Source organism: Methylobacillus draconifructus, from assembly GCF_045984355.1.
In the GTDB taxonomy this organism is placed as follows: Bacteria; Pseudomonadota; Gammaproteobacteria; order Burkholderiales; family Methylophilaceae; genus Methylobacillus; species Methylobacillus flagellatus_A.
Genome location: NZ_JBJQII010000003.1, coordinates 355,799 through 374,763, shown reverse-complemented (window position 1 = coordinate 374,763; position 18,965 = coordinate 355,799). Strand labels below are relative to the sequence as shown.

Genomic DNA, 18,965 nt, shown 5'->3' with positions numbered 1-18,965 from the left:
AAATCATTGTGAGGAAAGTGATCCGGGGCGAGGCGGAAATGTTAAGGGAGCATTATTTTCTTATAATACCCGCCAATGTTTCCAGAAATGACGGATCGATGAAACCTGATGTAATGAACAAGCCGGCCATGGCTGCGGTGGCCGGCCTGTTTTCCATGTTGTCGCATGCCAATGACGCAGCGTTGAGCAGCGAGCAGCCTGCCATTCCCGAGCCCATGCTGTTTGATCTTGTGCGGCCCCTGGGTTCTCCCAAGGGTGAGCTGGAGGTGAACAATCTGGCGGAACACTCGCTACGTAATGGCGATATCCAGTGGGCGCCGGAAATTGAATATGCGTTTGCCGACGGTTACGCGCTCGAGATCGAGCTGCCGTTCGAGAATTCCTCGCTATCGACTTACAAGCTGGCGTTGCAGGGGACGCTGGATTCTCCCGCGAGCGAGCGGATGATTCATGGTTGGCAGGTGATTGCCAAGCGCAAGGCGCATGAGGACGTGTATTCTGCAGACGCTTTGTATTTGCATGGATACCGTATGAGTCCCAGGTGGAGCACGTTCAATATGCTGGGTGTGCGGCGCACCGAGCTGGGCAGCCGTGGCAGGAACGTGGTGCTTTCGAACAACAGCCTGTTTTACAGCTACTCCAGCCGGCTCGTGCTGGGGCTGGAAGTGAACAATGAGATCGACCACCGCATGAAATGGCGTTATCGCATCACTCCCCAGTTGCACTACAACTTCGACAAGCACCGTACTTTGCAGTTTGGTATCGGGCCTTCGCGGCTTAGCGACGACATGAAGACCGAGTGGCTGGCGTCATGGCGGCTGATTTATGCTTTTTGATGCTAATGACCGCCAGGTGGAAGCATATCCATCATGCTGGTCACGATGAGGTCGGTCCGGGCAAAGCGGTGATGGCCGCTGCCGGGCAGGATCAGCTTGGCCTTGCCGGAGAAATTGGCCACACTCTCCATGTAGGGAATCAATTCATCGCCTTGTTCGTGTAGTACGGTTACCCTGCCGGGCTTTCCGCTCAGGCGGTAAGCGGCATATTTTGCCAAATGGGCTTTGGTCAGCCAGCCTTGCTCCTGCGAGTAGAAATTTTCCACTTTGCCGACGTAGCGCTGCAAGCTCAACTCAGGGTGCATGCAAGGGTTGATCAACAGGCAGGGTTGGCGATAGCGGCATGCGAATTGGTAAGCCCAGAAACCGCCGAGCGATGAGCCCGTGAGCAAGACGCCTTGGGCCAGCAACGGCAGGATGGCCTGTTCGAGCTGAATGTAGGAAATATCAGGATCCCAGCTGTTGTACTCAGGAATGACGGCCTGGGGAAAGTGTTGCCGCAGCAGCGAGGATTTTTCACTTGCCGGGCTGGAGTTGAAGCCCGGCAAATAAAGAATGTTCAAGCGCATACTCTCCTGAATGGTGTCAGTCTTGCAATCCTAGCAGTGCAGGCAGGTCGGCGACAGAGTCTATCACCATGTCGGGCGCAACGGTTGCGGAGGCAAGGTACTCCTCGCGAAACTTGCCGGTGCGCACCAGCACTCCGCGAATGCCCGCTTTTTGTGCACCCCCGACATCCGAATCGACATCATCCCCGATCATCAACACTTCCGATGCCGGGAGCTTGAGGTCGGCGAGGGCGATCTGGAAAAACTCGGTAGCGGGCTTGCCGATAATCATGGCTTGCGTACCGGCGGCATATTCCAGCGCGGTGATGAAGCCGCCGATATCCATTTGCAGCCCAGCCTCGGTTTGCCAGAAGCGGTTCTTGTGGATCGCGATCAGCTTCGCGCCGTTCTTGAGGCAGTTGAACACCTCGTTCATGACGTCGTAAGTCCAGGCCTTGCCTATGTCGCCCACGACGATGTATTCCGCCGCGGTGTTGGATTGGCGAAAGTGCGAGAAGTCTTTCTTGACGTCGTCGGCCAACAGGAAGCGGCAAAGCGGGTTGCCGAGCTGTTCAAGATATTTCAATGCCGCTTCAGGCGCGCTGATGATTTCCTCCGGCGCGACATAGAACCCCATGCCGAGGATTTTCTGGTGCAAGGAATAGCGCGAAAGGGTGCTGGTGTTGGTGACAAAGCGGCAGCCAAGGCCCTTTGTACGCAGCAAGTCGACCGTCTCTATCGCGCCGGGAATCGGGCTGTTGCCTATATGTAGGACGCCATCCAGGTCGAACAGGACGGCGTTGACCGATGAAGTGTCCATATGCGTACCTCCTGGAATGTTCATTCATGGGCAAGCAAGGCTCGTGCCGGTACAAAAACAGCGGAGGCCGCCAAGCCTCCGTTATGCTGTAGCTAGCTGCCCGAAACAGCCATTAATTCTTCAAGTCTGCTTCCCAGGCGTTGCCATAGGTCTTGCCGTTGCGCGACAGGATCAGCATTTGGTACATGCTGGTCACCCACATGAACGTGGACGCAATGCTGTAGCCAATGCCGCCAATGATCGTGAGCCAGGCGAACCCAGGGTTCAGCTTGGTCAGCCACCATGACAATACGTCGAGGATCAGGAACGCGAACGGGAAGGCGATCGCCAGGATTTTCAGGATGCGCGGCACGTTCACGGCAAAGCTGAAGATGAACGCCATAAGAAAGAAAATGAAGCAAATGCCGAATAAGTGGATATGGGAAACCCGTGTCAGGCTCTGGATGGTGGCGCCTTCATTCACGGCGGACACTTGCTTCACGCCCTCATAGGTCCTGTAGTCGGGGATGCCGGGGATTACGCTGTGGCACATGACGCAGCGCTCCGCGAACACGCCTTTGAAGTGGTTTTCCCATTGATCCTCGGGCGCGCCGTTGCGTACCCACTTGATGATGTCGAGGCGCACCTCAGGGGGCGCATGCGGTTTCATCGAGCCGTTGAGTTTGCTTTCGAGCTTGCTGCCGCTCCGGTCGCCGTAATAGCTGTAGACGATATCATCCTTGGACAGGCCCAGCTTTCCATCCGCCATGCCGTGCGTGAGCATGATCTGCAGGCCGGCCATGCAAAGGCCGACGCCGATCACCAGAAGGTAGCCAATAAACAGGGTCTTGATCGAGGTGGGAAGGTTGGGGAGGTTGAGCCAAGGCAGGCTGGAGGGCGTTTCTTTCATGGCATTCTCGTCTAGCGTTAAAAATACAAGCAACGCAAGCATACCTCAAATTGAGATATAGCACCTAGTTTTAGTAGGGTTATTGCAAATGAAAAGCCTTACTGTCGAAGTAAGGCTTGCATCGGTGGAATAAGTCAGTGCGATGAGGCGTTTTCTCGCTCTTTGCGGGCGTTCAGTATGCAGAATCCAATCCAATAGCTGATGACGATAATGGTCAGGATGATGGTGCCGATCGATGCGATGCCCACCCACGAACCAAACAGTACTTTAAGCATGGCGATCTCCTTTTAGCGTTATCGCGGTGTAAAGATTAATAACCATAATATTTTTATGGGTATGCTACGCTTTTGCCGGAAAGAGTAAAGACCTTTATTTAAAAATGGTTAAATTTTATCCTGCTGCATCGGTGTTACCTTGTCTCGCTATCTGACATCAGCAATAATCTGACGGTTAAAAACATGAGCGGGCAAGCCATGGTTTGCCTGGGATAATAAGCGCAATTAAGAACAAGCCATCATGACAGACATCATTGAAAATCCGCCTGAAGCAGAAAACGACGGGCCGGAAAAGGTCGGGTTTGAAGAAATCAATCTGCAACCAGGAACCCGGCTGCAGTTACTGCGGCATCGAGGCCACACCCCCGTACAATATCTTTCCACCTTCATCGGCATGGAGCGCAATGAATACCTGCTGTTGCGTTTGCCCAAGGCGCAGGGCACTTTCCTGACTTTTTACGATGGTGAGAAAGTCACGGTGCGTGTTTTTTCCGGGATCATGATCAGCAGCTTTGACGCCAGCGTGATCCAGACGATTCAGCATCCCTTGAATTGCTTATGCATTTCCTTTCCTCATGCCATCCAGGTAAAGAAAATCCGCAGGGAAATGCGGATCAAGGCGGATATTGAAGGACAGCTGGGTTTGGAAGATCGTACAACCGTGCCGGTGAAGTTGACCAATATCAGCGCCACTGGATGCCAGGTGTTGGTTGATCGTGACATAGGCAAGATTGACGGCCAGCTGGTCTTGAATTTCAACCTGCCCCAATTGCATGAGGATGAGACGTCCGCCATTACTCTGCAAGCCAGGGTGCGCAACGTGGTGCCAGTAGCTCCGTCAGGCGGCGCAAGCTTTCTTGCCGGCCTTGAGTTTGTGGCACTGGAAAGCAACGTGCAATTGATCGTGCGCCATTACGTTTATGAATGCCTGGTCGATAGACGGCAAAACCTGGTCTAGGTACGCTCTGAACAAGGAAGCACAAGCCTGTTAAATCGCTATGGTAAGGAAAGCTGTTTTTTGCATACAATCGCGCTGGGATATAGCCCTAGGTTCTGCAGTCACTTTCAATGAAGTAACAACTTGCCAGGAGATCACGTGAAGAAAATTGCACTCGCGTTACTAGCATGCTGTACTCTGAATAACTCTGCCAATGCCGTGGACGGTATTGCGTTCACTGGCGGCTCCGGCCCTGATGCCAACATGGCCGCGGTTTCGCTGACGTGGGATTGGGACAAGCACTGGTTCACGGAAGGCGATTGGCATCTCGGAGGGTATTGGGAAGTGACCGGCACGGCCTGGAAAGGCGACGGACCTTCTCCCGAAAAAGAGCTGTATGCAATCGGCATAGCGCCGGTGTTCCGCTTGCAGCGCTCCGAACCTCCAGGGATATTCAATCCCTATGTCGAAGCCGGCGTAGGGGCCTATCAATTCTCGGGCCGCCGCGTGCATGGAAGCGTCAGCATGGGGACCCGTTTCGAATTCGGCAGCCATGTCGGCTTTGGGGTCACATTCGGCGACCAGCAGCAATATGACCTCGGCTACCGTTTTCAGCATTTCTCCAATGCGGGCATTACCAGTACCAATCCAGGCGTCAATTTCAATGAAATCCGCTTTGGCTATCATTTCTAATTTATTTTAATAGGCGGATTCATCTCGGGCGGCGGGTATAATTCTGTTATTCATTGATGGCACATAACGGAATGATCGAACTTGCAGATCGCATAGACGCCATATTGCCGCAGACGCAATGCACGCAATGCGGATATGCTGGCTGCCGCCCATATGCAGATGCACTCGCCCGGGGAGAGGCAGGCATCAATCAATGCCCTCCCGGCGGCGAGTCCGGGATCCACGCGCTGGCGCAGCTGCTCGGTCAGCCTTATGCGCCTTTAAGCCCGGTTCACGGCGTTGTTCGTCCCAAGATGCGGGCTGTCATCGACGAGGGGAGTTGCATAGGATGCACTTTGTGTATCAAGGCGTGTCCTGTAGATGCAATCCTGGGCACGCACAAGCAAATGCATACGGTGATTGCGGATGAATGTACCGGCTGCGAGTTGTGTGTGGCACCTTGTCCTGTAGAGTGTATCGATATGGAGCCTTTGGCAAACCAGGACTGGGATTACACCCTGCCGGCAAGCCCTGCGCGCCGGGTGGCCGATGCCGCCCGCAGGCGGCATCAGGCTCGCTTGCAGCGTCTTGACCGCAATTCTCCAAAACCATTAGCGGACGCCAGCTCTCGCGAGGCTGACGGCCAGGCTCCCAATACAATAGACGCCAAGAAAGCAGCCTTGGCCGCCGCCATGGCGCGTGTCCGTGCCCAGCGGAAAACAGATATCCCACAAAAAGCATGAACGCAGAAAAACGCCAGGAATTGTTCCGCCGGCTCAGCCTTGCCATTCCGGAACCGACGACCGAACTCGTGCATACGAGCACATTCGAACTGCTGATCGCGGTCATTCTCTCTGCCCAGGCCACCGACAAGGGCGTGAACATCGCGACGGCGAAGCTCTTCCCGGTAGCCAATACGCCCCAGGCAATCCTTGATCTTGGCATCGAGGGCCTGGAAAGCTACATCAAGACGATAGGCCTCTACCGCAGCAAGGCCAAGAACGTAATGGCCACCTGCCGCCTGTTGGTGGACCGATATAATGGCGAGGTTCCGGATACGCGCGAAGCATTGGAAAGCCTGCCGGGCGTGGGGCGCAAGACGGCCAACGTGATATTGAACACGGCATTCGGCCAACCCACCATTGCGGTGGATACGCATATTTTCCGCCTTGGCAACCGCATAGGCCTCGCGCCGGGCAAGACACCGCTCGAGGTGGAAAACAAGCTGATGAAGGTGGTGCCCAAGGAGTACTTGCACGATGCACACCACCTGCTGATCCTGCATGGACGCTACGTCTGCGTGGCGCGCAAGCCCAAGTGCGGCGAATGCGTGATTTACGATCTTTGCGAGTTCAAGGCCAAAACAACGCCGGCTTCTGCTGCGGTGGAGGCTGTTTGAAAGTTGGAACAGGACTGGCACAAGGGCGCCAGCCGCTGCCAGAGCTCGCTGCACAAGCCGTCAGGCAGGCCCTGGATCAAGCAGGGCTTGATATCGCCACTGGGGTGCTGCTGTTCCTGAGCGAGGATTTCGCACAAGACCCGCAACCGGCCTTACGTGCCGCCGCGACGGCGGCGAGCACCACCCAGGTCAGCGGTTGTTCCGCGCCCGGGATTTTTACCCAGGACGAGTGGGTGCTGGACGGTTCCGCTGCTGCAGCGCTGGTGCTGGGCGATGGCGCGGCTATCGCTATGGCGAGAGACCAGAAGGATGGCGTATTGTTGACGCTGACGGCGCCAAACGCATTCAACGCATCCTGGATGGAGTCGCCCGGAATACGCTTTGGCGGGGTGGCAGGGGATGCGACAGGCCAAGGGCAGTTCTCGCTATGGGGCAATGGCAAGGTCTTGACCGGGCATTGTGATCTGGCGCTGGAGGGAGCCGCGGGCGTGGTCGATGTGGCGCACCCCTTCAAGCCGGTTGGCGTGCCGCAGCGGATCGACCAGGCCAGCGGGCATGACTTGCTTGTATTATCCAATCAATCCGCCTCCCGCCAATCCGCATGGTCTAGCCTGGCCAATGCGCTAAGTGCGCAAGGTATTGAGCACCAAGCGGGCATACCCTGTCACCATATGATGCTGATGTTGGCCGAGAGCGAGGCAGCCTTATCCCGGGGAGATTGCCAATTAATTCCAATTGTGGGAGCCAACGCCGACACTCAATCCGTGACTCTGGCGAAGGAAGCCGTGCCGGGCGACTGGCTCGCCTGGGGGTTGTTGGACCGAGATGCCGCACAGCGGCATCTCGCCTCCAAAATTGCATCCATGGGCGCCAGGTTGCGCAATGAGCCCACTTTTGGTTTGATGTTCTCCTGCTTGGCGCGCGGCCCGCATTTTTATGACGGGGTGGATCATGATCTTGCCCTGTTGAAGCGCTATTATCCCGGCATGCCGGTGATCGGGTTTTACGGCAATGGCGAAATCGCCCCGGTCAATGGCCGCAATGCCTTGTGGCAGCACTCTGTCGTGCTGGGATTGTTTACTGCTGAAAGTTGAATGATGAATGTATCACCATTGTTGAATGCCGCTGCCACCAACCGCTATCCTCGCGTGCTTTCCATTGCGGGCTCGGATAGCAGCGGCGGCGCAGGCATACAGGCCGACCTCAAGACGTTTTCCGCACTGGGCTGCTACGGCATGACCGCCATTACGGCCCTGACCGCGCAGAATACCCAGGGCGTGCGCGCCATTCATAGCGTGCCGCCCCAAATGCTGCGCGACCAGATCGACGCCGTGGTGGAGGATATCGGCGTCGACGCGGTCAAGATCGGCATGCTGCATTCGCCTGAAGTGGTCATGACCGTGGCGGAAGCGCTGGATGCGCACGGTCTCAAGCAGGTCGTGCTGGACCCGGTCATGGTGGCGGCCAATGGTGCGAAGCTGATTTCGGACGAAGCCATCTCGGTGCTGGTCAACGAGCTTTTCCCCCGGGCGCTCGTCGTCACGCCCAACCTCGATGAGGCCGCATTGCTGTTGGGCCGACCGTTGACCGGGACCGACGAGCTGGAGCAGGCTGCGCAGGAACTGCTCGGGCAGCGCGCCCATGCCGTCCTGCTCAAGGGCGGCCACCTGCCCGGGCATGACGTCCTGGACATACTGGTGCAAGCCAATGCGGCAGGTCAGGTGACCGAACTGCACAAGCTGCATTCGCTGCGCATTTCCACCCACAACCTGCACGGCACGGGGTGCACCCTGTCATCGGCGGTTGCGGCATACCTCGCATTGGGCTTCAACTTGCCGGATGCGGTGCAGGCGGCCAGGATTTACGTGCGCTCTGCCTTGTATGCCGGCTCGAACGTCAGGACCGGCGCAGGAGTCGGGCCGCTGAACCATGGCTTTGCCCCGCAGGCCATGAAGGTGTGGGAAGCCTGATGGCCCTGTTCAGCCCCAGCCGCGACCAGGTGCGCCAGTTTTTCTTCGATGCCTGGGCCAAGTTTCAGCGGCAGCAAGTGTTGACCGACCTCGAGACCATGGCTGTCGGCATCGTGCAGGCCCATCCTGAATACCATCACGTGCTGGATGCGCCAGAGCGTTATTTGGATCAATCCTATTTTCCCGAAATGGGGGAAACCAACCCCTTCCTGCATATGAGCTTGCATCTTTCCGTACTCGAGCAGGTTTCCATAGACCAGCCGCCAGGCATCAATGCTGCCTACCACGCCTTATGGCGCAAGCATGGCGACGCGGTCGAGGCGCAGCATGTGCTGATGGACTGCCTGGCAGAGGCCATCTGGCAAGCCCAGCGCACTGGTGCCGGCCTGGATGCGCAGGCTTATGCCGCTTGTATCGAGGCCAAGGCGCGAGGGTAGCGCAATGAGCTGCGCCGGATATCCAGCGACAGCTCGGCCTCAGTGATGCTCATGCCCGTGATGGCTGTCCAGCAAACTATAGTAGTTGGACGGTTCCAGCACGGTAGGCACGGCTTCGTCGGCAAGGAAGGGATAGTCCTTGCTATAGTGCAGGCCGCGGCTTTCCTTGCGTTCCATCGCGCTCTTCACGATGAGTTCCGCAACCTGCAACAGATTGCGCAATTCGATCAGGTTGTTGCTGATGCGGAAATTGCTGTAGAACTCGTGCACTTCGTCGCGCAGCAAATGGATGCGGTGCAATGCGCGAGTCAGGCGCTTGTTGGTACGGACGATGCCGACATAATTCCACATGGTGCGCCGCAGTTCGCTCCAGTTGTGGGTGATGATGATCTCCTCATCGGCATCGGTAACGCGGCTTTCATCCCAATAGGGCAGGGCAACCACCGGCATCGGCGGCTGAGCAAGGATGTCATGGGCCACCGCTTGGCCGAACACCAGGCATTCCAACAGCGAATTGCTGGCGAGGCGGTTGGCGCCGTGCAGTCCGGTACAGGCCGTCTCTCCGATTGCATACAGCCTGGGAATGTCGGTGCGGCCGATATGGTCGGTCATGATGCCGCCGCAACTGTAATGCGCTGCGGGCACGACGGGAATGGGTTCGCGCGTGATGTCGATGCCCAGCTCGAAGCAGCGGCGGTAAATCGTGGGGAAGTGCGAGAGGATGAAGTCGGCCGGCTTGTGCGATATGTCGAGGTATACACAGTCCAGGCCGCGCTTTTTCATTTCAAAATCAATCGCACGGGCCACGATGTCGCGAGGCGCCAATTCGGCGCGCTCGTCATGCCAAGGCATGAAGCGCGCGCCGTCAGGCAGCTTGAGTATGCCGCCTTCGCCCCTCACGGCTTCCGTGATCAGGAACGACTTTGCCTCCGGGTGATAGAGGCAGGTGGGATGGAACTGGATGAATTCCATGTTGGCGATACGGCAGCCCGCGCGCCAGGCCATGGCGACGCCGTCGCCTGAGGCTACGTCGGGGTTGGTTGTGTAGAGATAGACCTTGCCCGTCCCGCCTGTGGCCAATACCGTGTGCTGCGCCCCGACGGTGAGCACTTTTCCCGTCGTATTGTCCAGCACGTAGGCGCCCAGGCAGGCGCTGCCTTCCATGTTCACCTTGCCCGCAGTGATGAGGTCCACCGCGATATGCTCTTCCAATACCGTGATATTCGGGTGCTGGCGCACTTTCTCGGCCAGGGTTTTCTGGACGGCGTGTCCCGTGGCGTCGGCAGCGTGAATGATCCGCCTATGGCTGTGCCCGCCTTCACGCGTAAGGTGGAAGCCGCTATTGTCGTCCTCGCGCGTGAAGGGAACTCCTTCTGCAATCAGCCATTCCACGGTTTCCCTGCCGTGCTCGGCCACCAGGCGGGTGACGGCGGCATCGCATAAACCCGCGCCGGCGATAAGGGTATCTTGAATATGTGCTTCCGTTGAGTCATCATCTGCTAGCACGGCGGCAATCCCGCCCTGCGCCCAGTTGCTGGAACCGTCATTGATGCCGCGCTTGCTGATCAGGCAGACTTTTTTATCCGCCCCTACCTTGAGCGCGAGCGTGAGGCCAGCCAAACCGCTGCCGATGATGAGGACGTCGTATTGCTGCATAAGAACCTAGAAATGGATGAACTTTAGCGAGTGTAGCGCTGTCTGTAGCACTAAGCTAGTCATGAAAATACAAAGGGAAGGTCATGATCAAGACAAATAATTTCGAGGAATTTTCGCGCATGGGCTTCGTCGATACGGGAGTGCGCGGGTATACTCCGTCTGTCAAGAAAACACAGACAGGGAGCATGGCTGCGATGGCAGTAACCCCGCCGGCGGGCAATCGGGAGTTGGACCAGCAGCTAGTTGAGCGCGCGCAAAGCGGCGACAAGCGCGCGTTTGGCTTGCTGGTGGACAAGTACCAGCGCAAGCTGGGGCGTTTGCTCTCGCGCTTGATCAGGGACCCTGCCGAGGTCGAGGACGTCGTCCAGGAATCCTTCATCAAGGCTTACCGGGCTCTACCCAGTTTTCGTGGCGATAGCGCGTTTTATACTTGGCTTTACCGCATTGGCATCAACACCGCGAAGAATTACCTTGTCGCAATGGGGCGCAGGCCCCAAGCCACAGGCGATATCGAAATCGAGGATGCTGAGAATTTCGACGATGGTGACGAATTGCGCACCATGGATACGCCTGAAACCGAATTGATGGGCAAGGAAATTGCCCAGACTGTGAACGATACGGTAGCCTCGTTGCCGGAAGAGTTGCGTACGGCGATCACCTTGCGCGAGATAGAAGGCTTGAGCTACGAAGAGATTGCCACGATGATGGATTGCCCGATAGGGACGGTACGTTCGCGAATTTTCCGTGCCCGTGAAACGATTGCCCAGAAGTTGCGTCCTTTGCTGGACACCCCCGAAAACAGGAGATGGTAATGAAAAGTCAAATTTCGGCGCTGATGGATGGCGATATAGCGCTTGAGGATGCAGAGTACCTGTATACGACTTTGAAGTCTGGAGGCGAATCCGCCCAGGCGTGGTCTGATTATCATTTGATTGGCGATACCATGCGCGGCAACCCTGTTTTCAAGCCCGACTTTACCGAACGGCTGTTAGCCAGCCTCGAGGACGAGCCTGTGCTGCTGGTGCCCGCCGTCAAGCGCAAGCAGGCCATGCTCAAGAGCAGCAAGCTCTGGTCTGTGGCTGCATCCGTCTCCGCCGTGGCGTTTGTCGGCTGGGTGGTATTGCAGCAGCAAGTGCAAAGCGGGCTCGAGGATGACGCGACACCGATGGAAATCGCACAAAGCCTGCCTTCCGACTACTGGTTGGCGCACCAATCCCAGGCTTCCAACAATTCCGCCTACTATATCCAGCCAGCCAATTACGCGGAGTAGTCGGTAGATGAAGCGTTTCCTGCTGGCGTGTTTGCTGGCAACTCCGTTTGTGGTTGTGCATGCCGAACCTGAAGACCCCTGGCTTGTCCTGCAAAAAGCTGCCCGCGCAGCGCATGACCTGAGCTATAAAGGGGTCTTCATCTATCAGTCGGGCGACAATATCAAATCGGTCCAGATCACCCATACCAACTCCGGCCAGGGCGAATATGCCCGCATGGTGGTGCTGGACGGTACGCCGCGCGAAATGCTCAGTCAGGGCGGGGACGTGGTTATTTTCAGCTCCAAGAATGAAAAAGTCATCATGGAAAAACGCCGGGCGCACAATCTGTTCCCGGCAGTCCTGCCTGACGACATGGAGCTCCTCAAGGCCAGCTACCAAGCCAGGATAGGCGGTACGGAACGCATTGCCGGCCGCGATGGCCGCGTTGTCTTCCTCGATCCACGCGATAGCTTGCGCTATGCCTACAAGTTCTGGGCGGACCGTGAGTATGGCTTGCTGCTCAAGTCCTTGATGCTGAACGATCAAAAGCAGATGCTCGAGCAGATGGCTTTCAGCCAGGTCAATATGATGGAAGACCAGGGCATGGACTGGTTCCACCCGAATGTCGATCACAACAAGCACTATATTCTCGAGGAAGCTCATGCCCAGCCGGCACAGGAAGCAGTGTCAAGCTGGACGGTAGGCGCTTTGCCCGCAGGCTACCGCAAGGTCGAGCAGGTCACCCGCCTCGTGCCGGGCAAGAGCGCTCCTGTCACGCAAGTCATTTTCACTGACGGACTGGCTTCCGTTTCCCTCTTCATTGAACCTTTGTCCAAAGGTATTCGTCCTAAAATCGGCCAGACATCGAAAGGGGCTACCCATTTCTATGCCAATGTCAGCAAGGGTTATCAGATACTGGTGGTAGGCGAGGTCCCCGCTGCGACGGTGGCACAGATAGGCAGCGCGGTCAGTTTCAAATAGCTGTTCGAGGTCTAAAGCGCGGTTTCGTTGTATCCGAATGCCCGCCTTGCAGCATATAAGCTATGCGGTCTGAGTATCGTGTGAATTCGTGAATGGTGTGTGAGTTTGCCGCCGGTTGCCTAGGCGGCGTGTGAGTGTGACGTGTTAACGAGGTGAATCAATGTTCAAGAAACTAATTGCCGTGTCAGCAATTTGTTTATCTGTTGGCCTGGCTGCGGCAACACCGGTATTAGCCAAGGAGTTGCCCGATTTTACGGAGTTGGCGGAAAAGCAAGGGGCTGCGGTTGTCAATATCAGCGTGACCCAGGTGATGCAGTCAGGTCCTGGCGGATCTCCTTTCCAGGGGTTGCCCGAGGACGAGGCGTTGAACGAGTTTTTCCGGCGTTTTGGCATCCCCGGCTTCCCTGGAGTGCCGCGCGGGCAGAGCGGCCCGCAGCAGCCTGAATACAAGTCCCAGTCCTTGGGGTCGGGTTTCATCATCAGCAACGACGGTTACATCCTGACTAACGCCCATGTGGTTCGCGAAGCTGACGAAGTAATCGTCAAGCTCAATGACAAGCGCGAGTTCAAGGCCAAGATCGTGGGAGCGGACCGCCGTACCGATGTGGCGTTGCTCAAGATCGAGGCGACCGGCCTGCCCAAGGTGACGATCGGCAATCCGGAGCAGTTGAAGGTAGGCGAATGGGTGGTGGCGATCGGGTCGCCATTCGGGCTTGAAAGTACTTTGACCGCCGGCGTGGTGAGCGCCAAGGGCCGCGCTTTGCCCCAGGAAAACTTTGTGCCTTTCATCCAGACCGATGTGGCGATCAATCCGGGCAATTCCGGCGGGCCGCTGTTCAACCTCAAGGGCGAGGTGGTCGGCGTCAATTCCCAGATTTACAGCCGTACCGGCGGTTACATGGGCTTGTCGTTTGCCATCCCGATTGACGTGGCGATCGATGTTTCCAACCAGCTCAAGGCTTCCGGCCGCGTGGCACGCGGCTGGCTTGGCATCGGCATCCAGGAAATCACCAAGGACCTGGCCGAGTCGTTCGGCATGAAGAATACCAATGGTGCGCTGGTGGCAGGCGTGGAGAAGGGCAGCCCTGCTGAAAAGGGCGGCCTGGAAGCGGGTGACGTCGTCGTCAAGTTCGACGGCAAGGCGGTCAATGTTTCCTCCGACCTGCCACGCATCGTCGGCGCCACCAAGCCGGGCAAGCAAGTGCCGGTGGAAGTACTGCGCAAGGGCGCCAGCAAGACGCTGAGCATTACCTTGGGCGAAATGCCGGCCGACAAGGACGAGGTCGTGCCCGCTTCGCAGCCCAATGCCAAGCCTGAGTCCAACCGCCTGGGCTTGACCTTGCGCGAGCTGACGCCGCAGCAGCGCCGCAACCTGAACGGCCGCAACGCTCTGGTAGTGGTGGATGCGCAGGGCGCTGCGGCGCAGGCAGGCATCCGCCGTGGCGACCTGGTGCTGGCATTGAACAACACCGAGGTGCAAAGCCTGGAGCAATTCACCAAGCAGGTGAACGCCGTGCAGGCGGGCAAGACGGTCGCGTTGCTGGTGCAGCGGGAAAACAATACCCTGTACGTGCCGGTCAAGATCGGCAAGTAAGGCATGCCAAGTAAATATGCTGAGAGCCGGTATTTGCTGTAAAATCCGACTCTAATTAGTGTGTTGTAAAAGGGCGCTTCGGCGCCCTTCTTTACTTGGCTTAATCTAGAATAACTACATGAAGAATATCCGCAATTTTTCTATCATCGCTCATATCGACCACGGCAAGTCCACGCTGGCGGACCGCATCATCCAGTTGTGCGGCGGACTCTCAGACCGTGAAATGGAGGCCCAGGTGCTGGACTCCATGGATATCGAACGCGAGCGCGGCATTACCATCAAGGCGCAAACTGCCGCGTTGGAGTACAAGGCGCTGGATGGGCAGGTCTACAACCTCAACCTGATCGATACGCCGGGCCACGTCGACTTTTCCTACGAAGTCAGCCGTTCCCTCGCTGCCTGCGAGGGCGCTTTGCTGGTGGTGGACGCTTCGCAAGGGGTGGAAGCGCAAAGCGTGGCGAACTGTTATACCGCGATCGACCAGGGCGTCGAAGTGGTGCCTGTCCTCAATAAGATCGACCTGCCTGCCGCCGACCCAGAACGCGTGATGCAGGAAATCGAGGACGTGATCGGCGTGGATGCTTCCGAGGCCGTGCGCTGTTCCGCCAAGACCGGCGCCGGCGTGCAGGACGTGCTGGAAAACATGATTGCCAAGATCCCGCCGCCTGTGGGCGATCCGGAAAAACCCTTGAAGGCCTTGATCATCGATTCATGGTTCGACAACTATGTCGGCGTGATCATGCTGGTGCGCGTGGTGGACGGGGTGCTCAAGCCCAAGGACAAGATTCGCATGATGGCGACCAAGACGACCTATCTTTGCGAGCAGGTCGGCGTATTCACGCCCAAGTCGCGTCAGCGCGCTTCGTTGTCCGCAGGCGAGGTGGGTTTCATCATCGCCGGCATCAAGGAGCTCACCAGCGCCAAGGTCGGCGATACCATCACTTTGGCCGACAAGCCCGCGAGCGAGGCCTTGCCCGGCTTCAAGGAAGTGCAGCCGCAGGTGTTCGCCGGGCTCTATCCGGTCGAATCCAACCAATTCGAAGCCTTGCGCGAGGCGCTGGAAAAGCTGCGCCTTAACGACGCTTCGCTGCAGTTCGAGCCGGAAAACTCCAGCGCATTGGGCTTTGGCTTCCGTTGCGGCTTCCTCGGCCTGCTGCACATGGAAATCGTGCAGGAGCGCCTGGAGCGCGAGTACGACATGGACCTCATCACGACGGCGCCGACGGTGGTGTATGAGTTATTGCTCAAGAGCGGCGAAGTGGTGCAGATCGAGAACCCTTCGCGCCTGCCCGAGCCATCTCGCATTGACGAGATCCGAGAGCCCATCATTACCATCAACCTGCTGATGCCGCAGGATTACGTCGGCCCGGTGATGACCTTGTGCAACAACAAGCGCGGCGTGCAGCGCAACATGCAGTATATGGGGCGCCAGGTGATGCTGAGCTATGAAATGCCGCTCAATGAAGTGGTGCTGGATTTCTTCGATCGGTTGAAGTCCGTATCTCGCGGCTACGCTTCCATGGATTATGAGTTCCTCGAGTTCCGCGCGGCCGACCTGGTCAAGCTCGACATCATGGTCAACGGCGAACGCGTCGATGCGTTGTCGTTGATTGTGCACCGTTCAAACAGCGTCTACAGAGGCCGCGAATTGGTATCCAAGATGCGCGAGCTGATTCCGCGCCAGATGTTCGATATCGCCGTACAAGCCTCCATTGGCGCCAACATCATCGCGCGCGAAACCGTGAAGGCCATGCGTAAGAACGTGCTGGCCAAGTGTTACGGCGGCGATATCACGCGTAAGAAGAAGCTCCTCGAAAAGCAGAAAGAGGGCAAGAAGCGCATGAAGCAGGTAGGTAACGTTGAAATTCCACAGGAAGCATTCCTGGCTATTTTGAGGGTTGAAGACAAATGATGTTTGCATTGTTCATGTTGGCGGTGCTGGTGATCACCGGGGTGATCTGGTTGCTGGATAGCCTGTTCTGGCGCAAGAAGCGAGCTGCGGATGCGGCAGACCCCGTGATCGTGGAGTACTCCAAGAGCTTCTTCCCCGTGATCCTGGCCGTGTTCCTGATCCGGTCTTTCATTGTCGAGCCGTTCAAGATTCCATCCGGCTCCATGATGCCGACGCTGCTGGCCGGCGATTTCATCCTGGTGAACAAGTTTTCCTACGGCTTGCGCGTGCCCATCCTCAACAAGACCTTCTTCGAGGTCGATCATCCGCAACGCGGGGACGTTTTCGTCTTCCACTACCCGCCTGATCCATCGATCGATTACATCAAGCGCGTCATCGGCGTGCCGGGCGACCGCATTGCCTACCGCAACAAGCGCCTGTACGTGAACGGCCAGGCAGTGCAGACCGATTATGTCGATGATTACAAATATGTCGGCTCCGGCCTCAACATGATCGCGACCAAGCGCTATCAGGAGCAGCTTGGCGAGGTCAGGCACGATATCCTCATCGAGGAAAACGGCATGGCGTTCGATGGCGAAGTGGAAGTGCCGGCAGGCCATTACTTCGCGATGGGCGACAACCGCGACAACAGCAAGGACAGCCGCGTCTGGGGCTTTGTGCCCGAGGACAACCTGGTCGGCAAGGCATTCTTCATCTGGTGGAATTTCGACGACTTTGGCAGAATTGGCACCAAGATCAAATAAATATCCAATCAACTCGAAGGGAGAGCCAGCATGAAAAGACAGCAGGGCATGACATTCCTGAGCCTGATGGTCGTTATTGCAGTGGGCGTGTTTTTTGCAGTGCTGGCGATGAAGCTCACGCCTGCCTACATCGAGTATTTTGCCGTCAAGAAAGCGATCAGCCGCATTGCCCATGATCCGGCGTTTTCCAGCATGAGCAAGGCCGACATGATTACCGCTTTCCAGAAGAGCGCGACCATAGACGATATCCGCAGCGTCGAAGCCCGGGACCTGACCTTCCTGCGCGATGAGAACGGTAAGACGGCGCTTTCGGTCGATTACCAGGTCGTGGTGCCCTTGTTTTCCAATATCAGTGTCTTGCTGGACTTCGAGACATCTACCGACAATGCCCGTTGATCGTCAATCTTGCCCTGGCCGTGTGGCTTGCATGGCTTTTTCAATGCTGCATGTATCTCGTGGCGGGCTGCCGTTTTGAGCCAGAACAGCCTGGTACGCCAGCTTGCGTACGAATTCAAGGATAAAAGCCTGCTGACGCTGGCGTTGACGCACCGCAGCTATTCCGGAAACAATAATGAGCGCCTGGAATTCCTTGGTGACGGCGTGCTGAATTTCCTGGTGGCGCATCAGTTGTTCCAGCGTTTCCCCAAACTGTCCGAGGGCGACCTCAGCCGTTTGCGCGCCCAGCTGGTCAAGGAGCAAACCCTGAGCGAGATTGCCACTGGCCTGGATGTCGGCGAATTCCTCCGCCTGGGCGAGGGCGAGCTCAAAAGCGGCGGCTGGCGCCGCCCCTCCGTGCTGGCCGACGCCATGGAAGCCATCATCGGCGCGGTTTTCCTGGACGGGGGCTACCCGGCTGCCGAGGCGCTGGTGAAGCGCTTGTTCCTGCCGCGCATGGAAAGCATAGATCCCAAGGCGATCGGCAAGGATGCCAAGTCCTTGCTGCAGGAATTCCTGCAAGGGCGCAAAATAGACCTGCCCGAATACAACGTCTTGGCAACCGAGGGCGAAGCGCATTGCCAGACATTCCGGGTGAGCTGCCATATCACCAAGTTCCAGATTACCACCGAGGGCAAAGGCTCCAGCCGACGTGCGGCTGAGCAGCAGGCCGCCCAGCTGGCTTACGAGCAATTGCTCGAAAAAGGAAAGAAATGACATCATCCAACGCTTTTCGTTGTGGCACCGTCGCCATCGTCGGCCGTCCCAACGTGGGCAAGTCCACATTGCTCAACCATATCCTCGGCCTCAAGCTGAGCATTACGTCACGCAAGGCGCAAACCACGCGGCACCGCCTGCTGGGCATACATACCACGGAAGATACGCAATTCCTGTTCGTGGATACGCCAGGTTTCCAGCAAAAGCATATCAATGCGCTCAACCGCAACCTGAACCGCACCGTCACCCAGGTGCTGAGCGAGGTGGATGTGGTGTTGTTTGTGATCGAGCCCATGCACCTGGGAGATGCGGACCGCAAGGTGCTGGAGCTGCTGCCGAAGAATCAGCCAGTATTCCTGGTCGTCAACAAGGCTGACCTGATGGGCGACAAGGGGAACCTGTTGCCGTTGATTCAGGATTTCGACCTGGAGTTTCCATTCACCGGCATTATTCCCGTAAGCGCCAAGAAAAATCTGTATCTGGATGAGCTGCTGGCTGCCGTACGTGAACACCTGCCTGAACAACCGGCGATTTATGGCGAGGATGAGCTGACGGACCGTAACGAGCGCTTCCTGGCGGCAGAAATGCTGCGTGAAAAGATATTCCGTTTGCTGGGAGACGAAGTGCCGTATTCCGTAGCGGTGGAGATCGAGAAGTTCGAGCAGGAAGGCAATTTGCGCCGTATCCATGCCGCCATCATTGTCGACAAGGATAGCCAGAAGCCGATGCTGATCGGCAGGGGCGGCGAAAAGCTCAAGCGCATTTCCACCGAGGCGCGCCAAGATATGGAAAAGCTGTTCGGCGGCAAGATCTGGCTCGAGACCTGGGTGAAGGTCAAGGGCGGCTGGGCGGACGACGAACGCGCCTTGAAATCCCTGGGCTACTGAGAGCCTG

22 protein-coding genes are annotated in these 18,965 nt (G+C 57.2%); 17 read left to right on the top strand and 5 right to left on the bottom strand.

The genetic code is table 11. The features are described 5' to 3' along the window. Window positions 1-98: 98 nt before the first annotated feature. Window positions 99-836, top strand: coding sequence for a hypothetical protein (locus ACJSDX_RS08260; protein ID WP_407994296.1), 738 nt, complete (start codon window positions 99-101; stop codon window positions 834-836). 2 nt (window positions 837-838) lie between these two features. Here the strand turns inward: ACJSDX_RS08260 and ACJSDX_RS08255 are convergent, their stop codons facing one another. The 4 genes from ACJSDX_RS08255 to ACJSDX_RS08240 form a co-directional block, all read right to left on the bottom strand. Next, window positions 839-1,399 (bottom strand): YqiA/YcfP family alpha/beta fold hydrolase, encoded by a 561-nt coding sequence (locus ACJSDX_RS08255; RefSeq protein ID WP_407994295.1) that lies wholly within the window; start codon window positions 1,397-1,399, stop codon window positions 839-841. 22 nt (window positions 1,400-1,421) lie between these two features. After that, complete coding sequence (locus ACJSDX_RS08250) at window positions 1,422-2,204, bottom strand: TIGR01458 family HAD-type hydrolase (RefSeq protein ID WP_407994294.1); 783 nt, start codon at window positions 2,202-2,204, stop codon at window positions 1,422-1,424. A 112-nt stretch (window positions 2,205-2,316) separates the two neighbouring features. Then, window positions 2,317-3,093: an Aq_1264-related membrane protein gene (locus tag ACJSDX_RS08245; protein ID WP_309564777.1), complete on the bottom strand. Its 777-nt coding sequence runs from the start codon at window positions 3,091-3,093 to the stop codon at window positions 2,317-2,319. 134 nt (window positions 3,094-3,227) lie between these two features. Continuing rightward, window positions 3,228-3,368, bottom strand: a complete 141-nt coding sequence (locus ACJSDX_RS08240) for a DUF3149 domain-containing protein (protein WP_309564778.1) — start codon at window positions 3,366-3,368, stop codon at window positions 3,228-3,230. Window positions 3,369-3,609: 241 nt separating this feature from the next. On the opposite strand from ACJSDX_RS08240, the gene ACJSDX_RS08235 reads away from it, so the two are divergent. The 7 genes from ACJSDX_RS08235 (at window position 3,610) to ACJSDX_RS08205 (ending at window position 8,783) form a co-directional block, all read left to right on the top strand. Beyond that, window positions 3,610-4,326, top strand: coding sequence for a flagellar brake protein (locus tag ACJSDX_RS08235; protein WP_407994293.1), 717 nt, complete (start codon window positions 3,610-3,612; stop codon window positions 4,324-4,326). 138 nt (window positions 4,327-4,464) lie between these two features. Beyond that, on the top strand, window positions 4,465-4,998 hold the full coding sequence (locus ACJSDX_RS08230; protein ID WP_407994292.1) for an acyloxyacyl hydrolase: 534 nt from the start codon (window positions 4,465-4,467) through the stop codon (window positions 4,996-4,998). Between the two features lie 71 nt (window positions 4,999-5,069). Beyond that, window positions 5,070-5,720 carry an electron transport complex subunit RsxB gene (gene rsxB, locus ACJSDX_RS08225; RefSeq protein WP_407994291.1) on the top strand — a complete coding sequence of 217 codons (651 nt, stop codon included), beginning with the start codon at window positions 5,070-5,072 and terminating at the stop codon, window positions 5,718-5,720. Further along, entirely contained in the window at window positions 5,717-6,376 is a 660-nt protein-coding gene (gene nth / locus ACJSDX_RS08220) for an endonuclease III (RefSeq protein ID WP_407994290.1), read from the top strand. Before rsxB ends, nth begins: the two co-directional genes overlap by 4 nt. Beyond that, on the top strand, window positions 6,373-7,470 hold the full coding sequence (locus tag ACJSDX_RS08215) for an FIST N-terminal domain-containing protein (RefSeq protein ID WP_407994289.1): 1,098 nt from the start codon (window positions 6,373-6,375) through the stop codon (window positions 7,468-7,470). The genes nth and ACJSDX_RS08215 overlap by 4 nt, the downstream gene beginning before the upstream one ends. Then, a complete protein-coding gene (gene thiD / locus ACJSDX_RS08210) occupies window positions 7,471-8,346 on the top strand; it encodes a bifunctional hydroxymethylpyrimidine kinase/phosphomethylpyrimidine kinase (protein ID WP_309564783.1) in 876 nt (291 codons plus the stop codon). It abuts the gene before it with no gap. Next, the gene (locus ACJSDX_RS08205; RefSeq protein ID WP_407994288.1) at window positions 8,346-8,783 is read left to right on the top strand and encodes a DUF1841 family protein; all 438 of its coding nucleotides are present in this window, start codon (window positions 8,346-8,348) and stop codon (window positions 8,781-8,783) included. Before thiD ends, ACJSDX_RS08205 begins: the two co-directional genes overlap by 1 nt. Before the next feature lie 39 nt (window positions 8,784-8,822). Here ACJSDX_RS08205 and nadB read toward each other — a convergent pair whose 3' ends face one another. Continuing rightward, complete coding sequence (gene nadB, locus ACJSDX_RS08200) at window positions 8,823-10,439, bottom strand: L-aspartate oxidase (protein ID WP_407994287.1); 1,617 nt, start codon at window positions 10,437-10,439, stop codon at window positions 8,823-8,825. A gap of 194 nt (window positions 10,440-10,633) precedes the next feature. Here nadB and rpoE point away from each other — a divergent pair, with 194 nt between their 5' ends. The 9 genes from rpoE to era all read left to right on the top strand — a co-directional run bounded on the left by rpoE (window position 10,634) and on the right by era (window position 18,958). After that, window positions 10,634-11,251, top strand: coding sequence for an RNA polymerase sigma factor RpoE (rpoE, locus tag ACJSDX_RS08195; RefSeq protein ID WP_405029496.1), 618 nt, complete (start codon window positions 10,634-10,636; stop codon window positions 11,249-11,251). Beyond that, window positions 11,251-11,709 (top strand): sigma-E factor negative regulatory protein, encoded by a 459-nt coding sequence (locus ACJSDX_RS08190; RefSeq protein WP_407994286.1) that lies wholly within the window; start codon window positions 11,251-11,253, stop codon window positions 11,707-11,709. Before rpoE ends, ACJSDX_RS08190 begins: the two co-directional genes overlap by 1 nt. A 7-nt stretch (window positions 11,710-11,716) precedes the next feature. Beyond that, a complete protein-coding gene (locus ACJSDX_RS08185) occupies window positions 11,717-12,670 on the top strand; it encodes a MucB/RseB family sigma factor regulatory protein (protein WP_407994285.1) in 954 nt (317 codons plus the stop codon). Between the two features lie 160 nt (window positions 12,671-12,830). Continuing rightward, window positions 12,831-14,264, top strand: coding sequence for a DegQ family serine endoprotease (locus tag ACJSDX_RS08180; protein WP_407994284.1), 1,434 nt, complete (start codon window positions 12,831-12,833; stop codon window positions 14,262-14,264). Window positions 14,265-14,382: 118 nt separating this feature from the next. Then, entirely contained in the window at window positions 14,383-16,176 is a 1,794-nt protein-coding gene (lepA, locus tag ACJSDX_RS08175; RefSeq protein ID WP_407994283.1) for a translation elongation factor 4, read from the top strand. Continuing rightward, window positions 16,173-16,919, top strand: a complete 747-nt coding sequence (gene lepB / locus ACJSDX_RS08170) for a signal peptidase I (protein ID WP_407994282.1) — start codon at window positions 16,173-16,175, stop codon at window positions 16,917-16,919. Before lepA ends, lepB begins: the two co-directional genes overlap by 4 nt. 30 nt (window positions 16,920-16,949) lie before the next feature. Next, window positions 16,950-17,315 carry a DUF4845 domain-containing protein gene (locus ACJSDX_RS08165; RefSeq protein ID WP_407994281.1) on the top strand — a complete coding sequence of 122 codons (366 nt, stop codon included), beginning with the start codon at window positions 16,950-16,952 and terminating at the stop codon, window positions 17,313-17,315. Window positions 17,316-17,390: 75 nt separating this feature from the next. Beyond that, on the top strand, window positions 17,391-18,071 hold the full coding sequence (gene rnc / locus ACJSDX_RS08160; RefSeq protein WP_407994280.1) for a ribonuclease III: 681 nt from the start codon (window positions 17,391-17,393) through the stop codon (window positions 18,069-18,071). Further along, complete coding sequence (gene era / locus ACJSDX_RS08155) at window positions 18,068-18,958, top strand: GTPase Era (RefSeq protein ID WP_407994279.1); 891 nt, start codon at window positions 18,068-18,070, stop codon at window positions 18,956-18,958. The genes rnc and era overlap by 4 nt, the downstream gene beginning before the upstream one ends. Window positions 18,959-18,965: the final 7 nt, after the last annotated feature.